This window comes from Caldimicrobium sp. SLHALR3, from assembly GCF_058692735.1.
In genome coordinates this window covers 726,848-740,605 of the sequence record NZ_CP182484.1, presented here as the reverse complement: position 1 = coordinate 740,605, position 13,758 = coordinate 726,848, and the positions used below count along the sequence as shown (strand labels likewise).

Annotated in this window: 16 protein-coding genes; all 16 read right to left on the bottom strand. The window is 33.0% G+C overall.

Annotation, left to right across the window (positions count from 1 at the left end; all coding sequences use genetic code 11):
• Positions 1-57: 57 nt before the first annotated feature.
• A complete protein-coding gene (locus tag ACLGLP_RS03900) occupies positions 58-1,506 on the bottom strand; it encodes an NADH-quinone oxidoreductase subunit N (protein WP_492113622.1) in 1,449 nt (482 codons plus the stop codon).
• Between the two features lie 13 nt (positions 1,507-1,519).
• On the bottom strand, positions 1,520-2,986 hold the full coding sequence (locus ACLGLP_RS03895; protein WP_492113621.1) for an NADH-quinone oxidoreductase subunit M: 1,467 nt from the start codon (positions 2,984-2,986) through the stop codon (positions 1,520-1,522).
• An 18-nt stretch (positions 2,987-3,004) separates the two neighbouring features.
• A complete protein-coding gene (gene nuoL / locus ACLGLP_RS03890) occupies positions 3,005-4,987 on the bottom strand; it encodes an NADH-quinone oxidoreductase subunit L (protein ID WP_492113620.1) in 1,983 nt (660 codons plus the stop codon).
• 3 nt (positions 4,988-4,990) lie between these two features.
• Positions 4,991-5,293: an NADH-quinone oxidoreductase subunit NuoK gene (nuoK, locus tag ACLGLP_RS03885; RefSeq protein WP_492113619.1), complete on the bottom strand. Its 303-nt coding sequence runs from the start codon at positions 5,291-5,293 to the stop codon at positions 4,991-4,993.
• A gap of 13 nt (positions 5,294-5,306) precedes the next feature.
• Positions 5,307-5,831 carry an NADH-quinone oxidoreductase subunit J family protein gene (locus tag ACLGLP_RS03880; protein ID WP_492113618.1) on the bottom strand — a complete coding sequence of 175 codons (525 nt, stop codon included), beginning with the start codon at positions 5,829-5,831 and terminating at the stop codon, positions 5,307-5,309.
• A gap of 2 nt (positions 5,832-5,833) precedes the next feature.
• Entirely contained in the window at positions 5,834-6,376 is a 543-nt protein-coding gene (gene nuoI / locus ACLGLP_RS03875; protein ID WP_492113617.1) for an NADH-quinone oxidoreductase subunit NuoI, read from the bottom strand.
• Between the two features lie 12 nt (positions 6,377-6,388).
• Entirely contained in the window at positions 6,389-7,369 is a 981-nt protein-coding gene (gene nuoH / locus ACLGLP_RS03870) for an NADH-quinone oxidoreductase subunit NuoH (RefSeq protein WP_492113616.1), read from the bottom strand.
• Positions 7,370-7,378: 9 nt separating this feature from the next.
• Positions 7,379-8,608, bottom strand: a complete 1,230-nt coding sequence (locus ACLGLP_RS03865; protein WP_492113615.1) for an NADH-quinone oxidoreductase subunit D — start codon at positions 8,606-8,608, stop codon at positions 7,379-7,381.
• A gap of 8 nt (positions 8,609-8,616) precedes the next feature.
• On the bottom strand, positions 8,617-9,132 hold the full coding sequence (locus ACLGLP_RS03860) for an NADH-quinone oxidoreductase subunit C (protein ID WP_492113614.1): 516 nt from the start codon (positions 9,130-9,132) through the stop codon (positions 8,617-8,619).
• 3 nt (positions 9,133-9,135) lie between these two features.
• Positions 9,136-9,651, bottom strand: a complete 516-nt coding sequence (locus tag ACLGLP_RS03855) for an NADH-quinone oxidoreductase subunit B (RefSeq protein ID WP_492113613.1) — start codon at positions 9,649-9,651, stop codon at positions 9,136-9,138.
• Positions 9,642-9,995 (bottom strand): NADH-quinone oxidoreductase subunit A, encoded by a 354-nt coding sequence (locus ACLGLP_RS03850; RefSeq protein ID WP_492113612.1) that lies wholly within the window; start codon positions 9,993-9,995, stop codon positions 9,642-9,644. The genes ACLGLP_RS03855 and ACLGLP_RS03850 overlap by 10 nt, the downstream gene beginning before the upstream one ends.
• A 5-nt stretch (positions 9,996-10,000) precedes the next feature.
• Entirely contained in the window at positions 10,001-10,438 is a 438-nt protein-coding gene (locus ACLGLP_RS03845) for a 4Fe-4S dicluster domain-containing protein (protein ID WP_492113611.1), read from the bottom strand.
• 178 nt (positions 10,439-10,616) lie between these two features.
• Entirely contained in the window at positions 10,617-11,339 is a 723-nt protein-coding gene (locus ACLGLP_RS03840; RefSeq protein ID WP_492113610.1) for a hypothetical protein, read from the bottom strand.
• Between the two features lie 3 nt (positions 11,340-11,342).
• Positions 11,343-11,792 (bottom strand): CoA-binding protein, encoded by a 450-nt coding sequence (locus ACLGLP_RS03835; protein ID WP_492113609.1) that lies wholly within the window; start codon positions 11,790-11,792, stop codon positions 11,343-11,345.
• A 3-nt stretch (positions 11,793-11,795) separates the two neighbouring features.
• Complete coding sequence (gene tpiA / locus ACLGLP_RS03830) at positions 11,796-12,566, bottom strand: triose-phosphate isomerase (RefSeq protein WP_492113608.1); 771 nt, start codon at positions 12,564-12,566, stop codon at positions 11,796-11,798.
• A gap of 26 nt (positions 12,567-12,592) precedes the next feature.
• The gene (locus ACLGLP_RS03825; protein ID WP_492113607.1) at positions 12,593-13,756 is read right to left on the bottom strand and encodes a phosphoglycerate kinase; all 1,164 of its coding nucleotides are present in this window, start codon (positions 13,754-13,756) and stop codon (positions 12,593-12,595) included.
• Between the last annotated feature and the right edge of the window lie 2 nt (positions 13,757-13,758).

Sequence of the window (13,758 nt, the reverse complement as noted above, 5' to 3'; positions counted from 1 at the left end):
AGAAATTAAGAAAAAATTTCCTATTTTATGAAAGGTAAAAAGGAAAAATTTTTCAGATTAGTAAGGATATAATAGAGAACTAATGTAAAAATACATAGTTTTGTAAATTATATCTGTCCAAGGTTTGGGATATATTCCTATAATAATTACTAAAAATACTGAGATACAAACAGGGATTAGAAAGGCAAAATCATATTTAAACTTAAATTCAAATTCCTGTTTATCCATGTATATAACTTTTAACACCCTCAAGTATGGATAAGCACCTATTACAGCAAAAAGAATAGCGATAACAGCCACCCATACATATTTGGCTTTAATTAAACTCATAAAAACATAAAATTTAGCTATAAATCCTGCTGTAGGTGGAATACCTGCTAAAGAAAACATCAAAATTAATATTAATAGGCTAACAAAGGGGGTTTTCTCACTTAAAGCTGCCATCCTTGGAATATTGAGCAATTCTTTCTTGAAATTGGCTAAAAATATCAAAACTCCAAAAATTCCGATAGTCATGATTAAATATACAAGCATATAAAATATGGTAAAGCTATAACCCATGTAATCTGCACTGATAATCCCCAATCCTGCATAACCTGCATGAGCTATAGAGGAATAAGCTAACATTCTTATAATGTTGTCTTGTTTGATTGCCATTATGTTTCCAATTAATATACTTGCCAAAATTATAGGTATAAGAACTTCTCCTATTTCTATTCTTAGAGGATTAAATCCTACAAGAATTATCTTAACCAAAGTAGATATTACTGCAAATTTTACAATACCAGCTATAAAGGAGGTGATAGGAACAGGAGCACTTTCATAAGCGTCAGGAGCCCACATGTGGAAAGGAACTAAAGAAAGTTTTATGGAAAAACCTATAAGAATAAAAATAAAGCCTACTAAAAGTTCTTTGAAATAAAGATTTTGTGCCAGAGTTTGAGCAATTTCCTGCAAAACAAAAGTTCCGATAAAGTAGTAAATTATTCCCAAACCTATGAGAATAAAAACTGAGCCAAGACTTCCTACAATAAAGTATTTTAAAGCTCCCTCAAGAGAAGGTCTGTTATAAGCATAATTTAGAGCAATAAGAAAATAAACAGGGAAACTCATAAGCTCCATGGCTAAATAAATAGTAACTAAGTCCATTCCAGAAAGCATTAAAAATGCACCAACGATAGAGAACAGAAGAAAACCATAATATTCCCCTGAATTTAAATTCATGTAATACTGAAGATAATTGTAAGAGAGAATAGAAATCAGTATTGCTCCACAAACTAAGAAAAGTTTTATAGTTGAAGAATAAAAATCAGCTTTATAAGCATAAGTAAACTCTCCAAAGGGAACAAAAAGAATTAAATAAGTAGCTATTATTAAAGTAATAAGCGTGATATAAAAAGCATAATTTTTATTTTTTATAAACTTGTCTATAAGAAAGATAAAAGAAGATACTAAAATAAAAATTATCTCTGTTAAAATTACTGAAAAATTTAAAACAGTTCCCATAAATCCCCCCAAACTACCTCAAATTCATTAATAGATTTTGCACTGAAGTGGTCATAAAGTCTAAAAAAAGATTGGGATACAGCCCAATCCAAAATACTAATATAGTTGGTAAAATAAGGGCTGCAAGTTCATTTACTTTTAAAGGTGGCATCTTAGCTACATTGGGATTGAGTTCTTGGAAAAATACCCTTTGATAAAGCCACAACATATAAGCTGCTCCTATTATTACACCAGTAGCTCCAAATACCACCATAATTTTGGTAGAAAGAAATGTCCCAAGAAGAATGAGAAACTCTCCTATAAATCCATTTGTTCCTGGAAGACCTATGGAAGCTAAAGTAAAAATCATAAAGAAGGCTGCATATAAAGGCATGGAGGTTGCTAAACCTCCATAATAACTTATAGCCCTGCTGTGAGTTCTATCATAAACTATACCAACACACATAAAGAGGGCACCTGTAACAATACCATGGTTTATCATCTGCAAAATCGCACCTTTCATGGCTATGGGATTAAAGGAAAAAATACCAAGCGTTACAAATCCCATATGACTTACTGAACTGTAAGCAATAAGCCTTTTTAAGTCTTCTTCTACTAAGCAAACTAGTCCTGCATAAATTATTGCAATAACAGAAAGCACTAAGAATAACTTAGAAAAATATAAGGCTGCCTGAGGAAATAGAGGTAAGGCAAACCTTATAAATCCATAACCTCCTAATTTAATTAAAATTCCTGCTAAAATAACAGATCCTGCAGTAGGAGCTTCAGTATGGGCATCAGGAAGCCATGTATGAACCGGCCACATAGGCACTTTTATAGCAAAGGCAATGGCAAAAGCCAAGAAAAGAAGAGCTTCTACTAAAAATGGATATTTCTGATTTAATAACAGTGTATAATCAAAAGTGCCAAACTTAATATATAAATAAATTATACCAATTAACATAAAGACTGAACCAAAGAAAGTATAGAGGAAGAACTTTATAGTAGAGTATATTCTTCTTGGTCCTCCCCAGATTCCAATAATTAAATACATAGGAATAAGTATGGCTTCCCAGAAGAGATAAAATATTACTAAATCAAGAGCACAGAATGTTCCTACCATAGCAATATTAGTAGCAAGAAGAGCTAAATAAAATTCTTTCACCATCTCTTTTATTGAATCCCAAGAAATCAATATACAAAGAAGTGTAGTAAGAGTGGAAAGAGGAACAAACAAAATACTTATTCCATCAACACCTAAAAAATAGTAAGAATTTATAAATTCTATCCAGCGTTTTTTCTCTACAAACTGAAAACTAGCTTTAGAAAAATCAAAGTTAACAAGGAGATAAAGAGATAGTATGCAATCAATTAAAATGGTTATCAAAGAGACCCACTTTATGAAAGTTTCATTTTTTCTATTAGTAAACATTATCACTAATATTCCAATTAGAGGAAACCAGATAATCCAAGAAAGCAGATTATTTAATAAAAATTCCATAGTACTCCCCCATACCAACTATTTCAAATATAAATAAATCAAAAGATATACTAACACACCAATTAAGATAAATGTTGAATAGTGGTTTATTATTCCAGTATGCAAAATCCTCAATCCTGTTCCAGTAATATTTACAAGCTTTGCACTTCCATTGACTATTCCTTCTATGATAATATTGTCTCCCACTCCGCGCACAACTTTTCTTGAAATCCAAAGAGTTGGTCTCACAATGATATAATGATATAGTTCGTCAAAATACCACTTTCTAAAAAGGAAAATATAAACAGGCCTGACATTTTTTGAAAAGAGAGTTTCAAGTTCAGGTTTTTTAATATAAACTAACCAAGCTAAGAAGATTCCAAAAAGACCTGCTCCAACTGAAAGAAGCATAAGAAGATATTCTGTAGAGGGTGAGGCTTCGTGAATAATTCTTGGATGACCCAGAACAGGAACTAAAAACTTTTCAATATGGTTTTCTCCCCCTAAAATTTCAGGAATTCCTATCCAACCTGCAACTATAGAACCTATAGCTAAGAAAATTAAAGGAATAGTCATAACTCTTGGGGATTCATGAGGCTTTCCGTGAACATATTCCCAACCTTTAAACTCTCCATAAAATGCTTTAAAGAAAATTCTAAAAGTGTAAAAAGCCGTCATAGAAGCCACAACCCAACCTACAAACCAGATAAATTTACCCCATGGATATTTTGAAAAAAATGCCTGAGCAAGTATTTCATCTTTACTGAAAAATCCTGCAAATCCAGGAATTCCAGAAATAGATAAACTTGCTATTAAAAGCGTCCAAAAAGTAATAGGCATGTATTTTCTAAGCCCACCCATAATTCTTATGTCATTTGGATCTGGTGCGTGATGAAGCAAATGAATAATACTTCCAGCTCCCAAAAAGAGTAAAGCCTTGAAATAGGCATGAGTTAAAAGATGGAACATTCCAGCTATAAAAGCCCCCACTCCACAAGCCATAAACATATACCCAAGCTGTGAAAGGGTTGAATAGGCAATAACTCTTTTTATATCAAACTGAGTTGGCGCAATAGTTGCAGACATAAAACAGGTAAATGCTCCAATAATTGCCACTATAAACATCATTGCGGAAGAAAGCTCAAAAAGTGGATGAAGTCTGCATACCATAAAAACACCAGCTGTAACCATAGTAGCAGCATGAATTAATGCTGAAACAGGTGTAGGACCTTCCATAGCATCAGGAAGCCATACATGAAGCGGAAATTGAGCACTTTTACCCATTGCTCCACAGAAAAGTAAAAAGGCAATTAAGAAAGGAACATGTACCTCATAACCAAGAACATTTATATATTTATTAGCAATTTCAGGAAGCTTGGGAAAAATTTCATTGTAATAAAGCGTTCCCAAAAAATAAAATGCCATAAATATACCAAGAGCAAAACCAAAGTCCCCTATTCTGTTAACTATGAAAGCCTTCTTTCCTGCATCAGAAGCACTCTTCTTTTGATACCAGAAACCAATCAGAAAATACGAACAAAGTCCAACCCCTTCCCATCCGAGATAAAGCTGAACAAGATTGTTGGAAAGAACAAGCATTAACATAAAAAAGGTAAATAAAGATATGTAAGCAAAAAATCTATAATATCCTGGATCCCCTCCCATATAACCTACTGAATAAACATGAATAAGAAAAGAAACACAGGTTACCATAGTTATCATAGCAACAGAAAGAGGATCAACAAGAAAACCCAATCCTACCTTAAAATTATAGGCAAATATCCAGCTATATACATCAAAGTGATAAATCTTTCCATTTATCACCTCAACCAAAACTTTGATTGAAAGTAAAAAGCTAAAAAATAAGGCTAAAATTGGCAAAATGTGAGCCTTATTTTTGAAATATTCGTAATATTTTCTTCCTAAAATTAAAGTAATGATACTCGCTACAAGAGGTAAAAAGGGAATTAAAAATACATAAATATCAAAATTGGTTATTACCTCAAAATGCTTTTCTACCATACCTTACCCCTTAAAAGTTGTAATCTCATCTGAATAAATTGTTCTAAGTCTCTTATAAATTAAAACAACTAAGCTCAATCCTATAGCAGCTTCTGCAGCAGCCATAGCTATTATAAAAAATACTATAATGTATCCACTTATGTCTTTAGTAAAGTGAGAGATAGCTGCAAAAAGCACGATAAGTCCATTAAGCATTATCTCTATAGAAATAAGAATAACAATGAGATTTCTTCTTGAAATAAAACCAAAAAGCCCTATTAAGAAAAGAATTATGGATAAAATTATATATTGTTCTAAGCTCGGCATCTTACCTCCCCTTTTATTCTACAGTTCTTACCTTCCTTATTAAAAATACCGCCCCAAGTATAGCCACAAGCAAAATCACTCCTATTATTTCAAATTGCAAAAGATAGTTTTTAAAAAGATAATTTGCTATCCACCAGACATTACTCTTTTCCTCTACACTAAAGGGTAAATAAGCTCTAAAAGAAGGCTTGAGAGAAATGAGAATGAAAAGATTCTTCACAAAAAGAGCTCCAAAAAGTAAAAACACTATAGCTATTAAACTAACCTTTCTTATAAATATACTTCTTCTAGTCTCCTTTCTTAGATTAATAAGATAAACTACGAATAAAAATAAAACTAAAATTGCACCTGCATATACTATAATCTGAACAACAGTTAAAAATTCAGCACCAAGGGTTAAAAGTAAAAAGGCTTGATGAATAATCATTAAAAGCACTAATAAAACCGTATATACGGGATGCCTTGAAAATATGGCAAAAATACTTGAAAATATCATTACAATAGCCAAGTAATAAAAAATAATTAAATCCCAATTCATATTTATACTCCTGTAAACTGGCGTTTTTTAACAGGTAAAAATTTCTCTGGAATACCTCTTGGTTTCCAGAAGGGATTTAAATAAGGTCTTTTTTGAGTAACTATAAATTCGTCCCAATTTTTAAGCAGTTTTTCTTTATCAAAATAAAGATCATCCCTTTTGAAACCTACATACTCATACCATTCTGTAAGCACAACTGCATTAACAGGGCAGACCTCTTCGCAATAACCGCAATAAACGCATCTTAAAGCATCTATTTCGTATTTAGTAACCTTCCTTTTTTTAGTCTCTGCATCTACTTCATACTCAATGTGAATACATTTAGAAGGACAAACCCTTGCACAACGCATACAGGCTATGCATAAAGTATCTCCTGTTTTTTCGTCTCTAACCAAAGCATGACGCCCTCTAAATCCAGGAGCAGGAACAGGTCTAACCTTATCATAATATTGAATAGTAACAGGTTTTGCAAAAAGCATTTTTCTTAAAGTTAATGCAAGCCCTTTCAGAATCTCAATAAGTAAAGCCTTTTCAAGTATCTTCATTACCCTACCCTCTTAAACTATTAATTTCAAAAAGGCTGTCAAAAAAAGATTTGCTAAACCTACAGGTATTAAAACCTTCCAACCAAGCCCCATAAGCTGATCGTAACGATAACGGGGTAAAGTAGCCCTTACCCAAATATATACAAATAAAAGAAAATACAATTTCACTAAAAACCAGAAGAAGGGAATATAGGGCACCTCAAAAGGTCCTATCCATCCACCTAAGAAACAGGTAACAGCAAGGGCACTCATAACAACCATTCCAAAATATTCCGCAAGATAAAATATGGCAAATCTCATCGCAGAATACTCTACAAAATACCCTGCAACAAGCTCTGTTTCAGCCTCAGGAAGATCAAAAGGCACTCTGTTACATTCTGCTATTGCTGAAATCATAAATACCAAAAAGGCTACAATTTGAGGAATAAGATATATTTTATAGGGAGAATTAATCTGAGCCTTTACAATATCCATCAAATTAAGACTTCCAGCCATAAGAACTACGCTAAGAAGGGCAAGACTCATAGCAATCTCATAACTTATCACCTGCGCACTCGCTCTCAATCCTCCTAAAAAAGCATATCTTGAATTTGAAGCCCATCCAGAAAGAATAACTCCATAAGCACTGAGAGAACTCAAAGCCAAAATAAATAAAAGCCCCACATTTATGTTACTTAAAACAAACTTTTCCCAAATAGGAATTAATGCTACCCCTGTTCCTGCGCAAACAAGAGAAATAAAGGGTGCTAAATAAAATATGGGCTTATCAACTCCGTAAGGAACAATATCTTCCTTAGTTAAAAGCTTTAACATATCTGCAATAGGCTGAAGAAGACCTCTTGGACCAACCCTATTAGGTCCAAGTCTCTGCTGCATACGAGCTATTATCTTTCTTTCTGCATAGGTCAAATAAGCTACATGTAATAAAGCTATAACTAACAAAATAACCGCTGAAATACCTAAAATTATTAATTTATCTATTGTTTCTCCCATCTTTCCTCCTCATCTATCAGAATCACCCAAAACTATGTCTAAGGTTCCAATAATAGCTATAAGGTCTGCAATCATGTGATTTTTAGCCATATAAGGAATAGCTGAAATATGAACAAAAGAGGGTGTCCTAACCCTTAATCTCCAGGGCTTATTTGAACCATCACTTACCACATAAACAGCAAGCTCTCCCTTAGGTGATTCTATGGAGGCAAAAGCCTCACCTGGTGGAACAACGGGAACATCTTCTCCTCTAAAAATTACTCCTTTCTTGGGAACTGGCTTAGGCTCTGGCTTTTTAATTTTTTCTGGCATCAAGAGATCTGGAGCATTTTCTGCAATAACAGGTTCTCCCTCAGTTTCAGACAACTTGTCTAAGCACTGTCTTATAATATAATTAGACTGTCTTAATTCCTCCATTCTAACACGGTATCTATCATAGGTGTCTCCATTTTTACCTGTAGGAACGATAAAATCTACCTCTCCATAAGCATCATAAGGTCTAAACTTTCTTACATCATAGGGAACTCCAGAACCTCTTAAAACAGGTCCTGTAAGTCCGAGATTAATAGCCTCCTCTGCAGTAACTACCGCTATCCCCTTTGTCCTCTTAAGCCAAATCCTGTTAACATCAATTAGAGTCTCATAATCGTATATTCTTGAAGGAAATTCTTCAGTAAATCTATAAAGCTCATCTATAATCTCTTGAGTAAAATCCTGCCTCACTCCCCCAACCCTTACATAAGTATGAGTAAGCCTTGCTCCACATATTTTTTCATAAATATTGAGAAGCCATTCTCTGTCTCTAAAACAATAAAGAAATACCGTCATAGCTCCTATATCAAGAGCATGAGTAGCAAGCCAAAGCAGATGGTTACAAATCCTTGCCATCTCACAAACAATTGTTCTTAAAAGCTTTGCCCTTCTTGGAACTTCTAAATTCATAAGTTTTTCAAATGCAAGAGCAAAAGCAGTGTTATTAGCTGCCGAGGCTATATAATCTAAACGATCACTTAAAACGATAGCCTGATTGTAGTTAAGATTTTCTCCTAACTTTTCAACCCCTCTGTGAAGATATCCTATTATAGGTGTGCAATTTACAATAGTTTCTCCCTCAAGCTCTAAAAAAAGTCTTAAAACTCCGTGAGTAGATGGATGCTGAGGTCCCATATTAAGATAAAAAGGCTCTTCCCATCTTTCCTCATTTACCTGTTTTTTGTTAATTTCAAGATATGTAGCCATATCAGTTCTTAACCCCTTTCTTTAACTTTTTGTATAAAGTCTTTATATGTTTTCCATTCTTGCTCTTCCTCTAAATAAAGCGGATAATCCTTTCTTAAAGGATGTCCTTCCCAATCATCCGGCATAAGAACCCTCTTTAAGTTTGGATGACCCTTAAACTTTATGCCAAACATGTCATAGGCTTCTCTTTCAAACCAATCTGCTGTTTTCCAAAGAGAAGTAACTGAATATTGCCAACAATCGCTTTCTGGGATCCTTACTTTTATTCTTAAAAGAATTTTGCTATCCAGATTATAAAGATGATAAACTACTTCAAAGCGCTCTTCAAAGTTCTTTTGAGGATAATTCAAATAATCTGCTCCACATAAATCTATTAAATACTTAAATCCCTTTTCATCTTTTAAATACTTCATTAAATCTAAAAATCCACTTCTTTTACAAATCAAAGTGGGAAAATCTTTTTCCTGAATTTCTACAATAACTGAAGAAAACTTTTCTTTCAATTCACTAAGCAATTCCTCCATCTTCTATCTCCAAAATCCCCATTTTTTAGCTTCTTGCTTTATCTTTTGTTGAAGATTTAATAAACCAAAAAGAAGAGCTTCAGGTCTTGGAGGACAACCTGGAATGTAAATATCTACTGGCAAAAACTCATCTGCGCCCTGAACCACAGAATAGGTTTTAAAAATACCTCCAGAACAGGCACAACTTCCCATAGCAATAACATATTTGGGTTCTGGCATCTGATCATAAACCCTTCTCACAATAGGAGCCATCTTTTTAGTAACTGTTCCTGCAACAATGAGAACATCTGCTTGACGAGGAGTAGCTCTAAATATGATTCCATATCTATCCAAGTCAAAGTGACTTGCTCCTGTTGCCATCATCTCTATGGCACAACAGGCAAGACCAAAAGTTAAAGGCCACATAGAACCTGCACGAGCCCAATTGATAATTTTATCAATGGGACTTATAACTACAGGTGCTCCTGGAATCTGCCTAATACCAGGGGCTATTTCTACGGTATCCTTTTCTATTCCCATTTTAATGCTCCCTCACTCCAAGCATATATATAAGCTATTAACAACATTAATACAAAAATTCCTATTTCTACAAAACCAAACCAGCTAAGTTCCTCAAAAATAACTGCCCAAGGATAAAGAAAAATTATTTCCACATCAAATACCAAAAATATAACCGCTATCAAATAAAATCTTACTCTAAAAGGGATCCTTGCATCACCTGAAGGATCAAGCCCACATTCGTAAGGAATCAACTTTTCAGGATGAGGTCTTCTTAATCCCAAAAGTAAATTTATTCCAACAAGTGCTATACCAAGAACTAAAAGTAATAAAGCAAAAGTGAATAAATTGAAATAAGGTCCCATTTTAGCTATTCTCCCTTTGCAGTTTTTTCTGCAGCTTTTGGTTCCACTTTTTTTACCTCTAAAGCTTTATTTGGACAGGCACTTACACAAAAAGGCATTTCACCTGCTATTATTTTATTATAACAAAGATCACACTTATTAATAGTTCCTGTATTGAAATTAAATTGAGGAACACCCCAGGGACAAGCCTCTACACAATTTCTACAACCTACACAGAGTTCTGCATCAAAAACTACTACACCCTCTTTAATAGAAATTGCTCCCACAGGACAGACAGCGCCACACTGAGGCTTTTTACAATGCATACAGGAAAAATAATAAAATTTATCTCCAACTTTATAAATTCCACAATTGCTTAATCCAAAATGATTTTCAGCACAGACACTTACACAACTTCCACAACCATCACAAATCTCAAAATTATGAACGATCTTGTAGGACATACTTTTACCCTAATTGTAAATTTTCAACTATTATTTTGCATTTTTATTTTACTAACCAAAAAGTCAAATTTTAAAAATAGCCAAACAACTTGCGATTTTTTATATCTTCCAAAATTTTATAATTTTTTATTTAATTTTCTTAAATTTTCTTTTATTTTTAATTTAATCCTATTTTGGATTACAGGTGATTTTTTGAAAACACTACAATATCTTCATTTTCGCTATTCTGAATCATATAACAAATCTCTTCAAAGCACAAAAAAAGTAATGACAAAAAATAATAAACAATTTCCGCAAATCTATTCTCTTTTTCTTTTCCTACTTTTTCCTCTATCAGTTCTCTAAACGAAAACGATATCTTTTCTTTTAGATATTTTTTCAATTCATTCATATAAAACTCTATCGAAAAAGTCGAAAAATTTTTTTGCATTCTTTCTTTAAACTCTTCCCGAGCTAAAATAGATAAAATTGCTTTCAAAATTAAGCTTTTCTCTCCTCTTTCTAAATTCTTCTCTCTACTTATTTTTTCTAAAATCTCTGGAACTTTACTTAAAAAGATTCTATCAAATAAAATCCTGTCTAAGGGGAGAGCTTTGTAGTAATTCAGCTTTTTTTCTACTTGGTATTCCTCAAATTTTAATTCTTTTGAAGTTTCCATCTCATTTTCACTTTTAACATAGGTATTAATGAGTAAGCAACTTTTTAAATAGATAGCTTCAGAAAGCCTCATTAAAAATTCCAGAAATACTTCATTTAAGGTCGTTAAGGATAGATATTTCTGGGCAGAAAGGACAAAGGGAGTAAGGGTTAGCTCTATAAGGTCAAATCTTTTTTTTGAAATTATGTTTTTAAGATTCTCAAGGGTATTATAAAGTTCTAAGGCTGTTTCTGAAACTGCCATCTCTCAGAATTTATTTTTGCCAAGAATGTGAATTTTTTTAAAACACTTATTCATAACCACCTTTATACCTTCTTTTTCAGCAAGTTCTTTAGCTTCTTCATTAATTATTCCTTCTTGCATCCATATTACTTTTGGTTTTAATTTTATAGCTTCTTTTACAATGGGTAGAACCTGATCAGACCTTCTAAAAATTATAATGACCTCGGGGTAAAATCCAGAAGGCAAATCAGATAAAGAGGGATAAACTTTCTGTCCTAAAATTTCTTCTCTTATAGGATTAACAGGTATGACCTTAAATCCTTCTTTTAAAAGATACTCCATTACCATGTAACTTGGACGATCCGGATTATGGCTTACTCCAACAATAGCGATATTTTTATATTTTTTGGAAATTTCTAATATTTCTTGAGGAACATTTGAATAATCTGATAAAGAACAGGATTTTTCCACCATTTTTTATTCTTTCTCCACCTTTATACTACAAATTTTGAAAAATTTTTCTGGATCAAGAGAAGCACCACCTACAAGAACACCATCTATATTTGGCTTTTTTATTAAATCTTTTATATTTTCAGGAGTAACGCTTCCTCCATAAAGAATCCTAATTCTATCTGCTACTTCCTCTGAATATATATTTTTGATTTTTTCTCTTATAAAAGCTTGAACTTCTTCTGCTTCTTCAGGTGTTGCGTTAATACCAGTTCCTATAGCCCATACAGGCTCATAAGCAATAACTATGTCGTCTCCTTTCACCTTTTTTAAACCCTTTAATCCTTCTAAAAGTTGTTTTTCTACCACTTCTAAAGTTTTTCCCTTTTTTCTTTCTTCTAAAGTTTCTCCTACACATAAAATTGGCACGAGTTGAAATTTATAAACTCCTTCCACTCTTTTAGCTATTAGCTCGTCAGTTTCTCCAAAAATGTGTCTCCTTTCTGAGTGTCCTAAAATCACATATTCAACTTCAAGTTCTTTAAGCATAGGAGGTGCTATTTCTCCTGTAAAAGCTCCTTTTTCTTCCCAACAAGCATTTTGCGCACCTAACTTTAAAGGAGTATTTTTAATAATGCTTTGACATAAAGCTAAGTAAACAAAGGGTGGAGCAATCATTACTTCTCTATCAGAAAAGTCTATTTCAGGAATCTTTTTTAAGAAATAGTCAAAGTATTCTTTTACTTCTTTAAGGGTTTTATTCATCTTCCAGTTTCCAGCAAAAAGATATTTTTTCATTCCACTTACCCCTTAAAATTTTGAGTTTAAATTTTAAGAACTTTTAATCCTGGAAGTTCTTTTCCTTCAAGGTATTCTAAAAAGGCTCCTCCTGCAGTAGAAATATAAGAAAAAGCTGTTTCAACTCCAGCAAGTTTTATAGCCAATATCGTATCACCACCACCTGCTATGGTTGTTCCAGAAAGAGTTGCTATTTTTCTTGCTATAGCTACAGTTCCTTTATGAAACGGAGGCTTTTCAAAATATCCTAAGGGACCATTCCATACAATGGTGTTAGCTCCTTCCAAAGCTTTAGAAAAAAGTTCTACAGTTGCACTTCCTATATCATAAATTTTGTCCTCGTTAGTTATTTCTTTTAAACTGACTTCCTTAACCTCATTTCCTCTTTCAACAACAACATCAACGGGAAGATAAATTTTTACTCCCTGATCCTTCCCCTCCTTTATTATTTCTCTTGCTATATCAAGGGAATTTTCTTCTAATAAGGAATTACCTATCTGAAATCCCTTTGCAGCTAAAAAGGTATTGGCCATAGCTCCGCCTATTATAAGCTTCTCTACTTTATTAAGAAGGCTCTTCAAAACTCCTATTTTCGTAGAAGTTTTGCTTCCTCCCACAACTGCATAGAAAGGTCTCTCTGGTTTACCTACGATTTTAGAAAGATATTTCAATTCCTTTTCCATTTGGAATCCTATTCCTTTCTCAGTAACAAGTTGAGCAATTCCTACTACTGAAGCATGAGGTCTATGTGAAACAGAAAAGGCATCATTTATAAAGATATCTGCAAATTTAGCTAAAATTTTTGCAAACTCTAAATCATTTTTTGTCTCTCCATCATAAAATCTGACATTTTCTAACAGTAAAACTTCTCCCTCTTTTAATTCTTCAAGAACTTTATCTGCTTCTTCGCTTGTGATGTCTTCTAAAAATTTGACCGGAACTTTTAAAAGCTTTTTTAAATATTCATATACTGGTTTTAAAGAATATTCAGGAAGTCTTTTACCTTTTGGTCTTCCGAGATGAGAACAAAGAATAGCTTTTCCAAAGGAATTAACGACATAGTTTATGGTAGGAAGACTCTCTATAATCCTCGTATCATCAGTAATTTTACCATTTTCCATAGGAACATTAAAATCAACTCTAATAAAAACCTTTTTACCCTTCAAATCAAAATCACTTAAAGTTTTCATAA

What these genes read in the sequence shown, in the direction of transcription:
- ACLGLP_RS03900 (WP_492113622.1), bottom strand. Translation starts at nt 1,506, where the DNA reads ATGGGAACTGTTTTAAATTTTTCAGTAATTTTAACAGAGATAATTTTT.
- ACLGLP_RS03895 (WP_492113621.1), bottom strand. Translation starts at nt 2,986, where the DNA reads ATGGAATTTTTATTAAATAATCTGCTTTCTTGGATTATCTGGTTTCCT.
- nuoL (WP_492113620.1), bottom strand. Translation starts at nt 4,987, where the DNA reads ATGGTAGAAAAGCATTTTGAGGTAATAACCAATTTTGATATTTATGTA.
- nuoK (WP_492113619.1), bottom strand. Translation starts at nt 5,293, where the DNA reads ATGCCGAGCTTAGAACAATATATAATTTTATCCATAATTCTTTTCTTA.
- ACLGLP_RS03880 (WP_492113618.1), bottom strand. Translation starts at nt 5,831, where the DNA reads ATGAATTGGGATTTAATTATTTTTTATTACTTGGCTATTGTAATGATA.
- nuoI (WP_492113617.1), bottom strand. Translation starts at nt 6,376, where the DNA reads ATGAAGATACTTGAAAAGGCTTTACTTATTGAGATTCTGAAAGGGCTT.
- nuoH (WP_492113616.1), bottom strand. Translation starts at nt 7,369, where the DNA reads ATGGGAGAAACAATAGATAAATTAATAATTTTAGGTATTTCAGCGGTT.
- ACLGLP_RS03865 (WP_492113615.1), bottom strand. Translation starts at nt 8,608, where the DNA reads ATGGCTACATATCTTGAAATTAACAAAAAACAGGTAAATGAGGAAAGA.
- ACLGLP_RS03860 (WP_492113614.1), bottom strand. Translation starts at nt 9,132, where the DNA reads ATGGAGGAATTGCTTAGTGAATTGAAAGAAAAGTTTTCTTCAGTTATT.
- ACLGLP_RS03855 (WP_492113613.1), bottom strand. Translation starts at nt 9,651, where the DNA reads ATGGGAATAGAAAAGGATACCGTAGAAATAGCCCCTGGTATTAGGCAG.
- ACLGLP_RS03850 (WP_492113612.1), bottom strand. Translation starts at nt 9,995, where the DNA reads ATGGGACCTTATTTCAATTTATTCACTTTTGCTTTATTACTTTTAGTT.
- ACLGLP_RS03845 (WP_492113611.1), bottom strand. Translation starts at nt 10,438, where the DNA reads ATGTCCTACAAGATCGTTCATAATTTTGAGATTTGTGATGGTTGTGGA.
- ACLGLP_RS03840 (WP_492113610.1), bottom strand. Translation starts at nt 11,339, where the DNA reads ATGGCAGTTTCAGAAACAGCCTTAGAACTTTATAATACCCTTGAGAAT.
- ACLGLP_RS03835 (WP_492113609.1), bottom strand. Translation starts at nt 11,792, where the DNA reads ATGGTGGAAAAATCCTGTTCTTTATCAGATTATTCAAATGTTCCTCAA.
- tpiA (WP_492113608.1), bottom strand. Translation starts at nt 12,566, where the DNA reads ATGAAAAAATATCTTTTTGCTGGAAACTGGAAGATGAATAAAACCCTT.
- ACLGLP_RS03825 (WP_492113607.1), bottom strand. Translation starts at nt 13,756, where the DNA reads ATGAAAACTTTAAGTGATTTTGATTTGAAGGGTAAAAAGGTTTTTATT.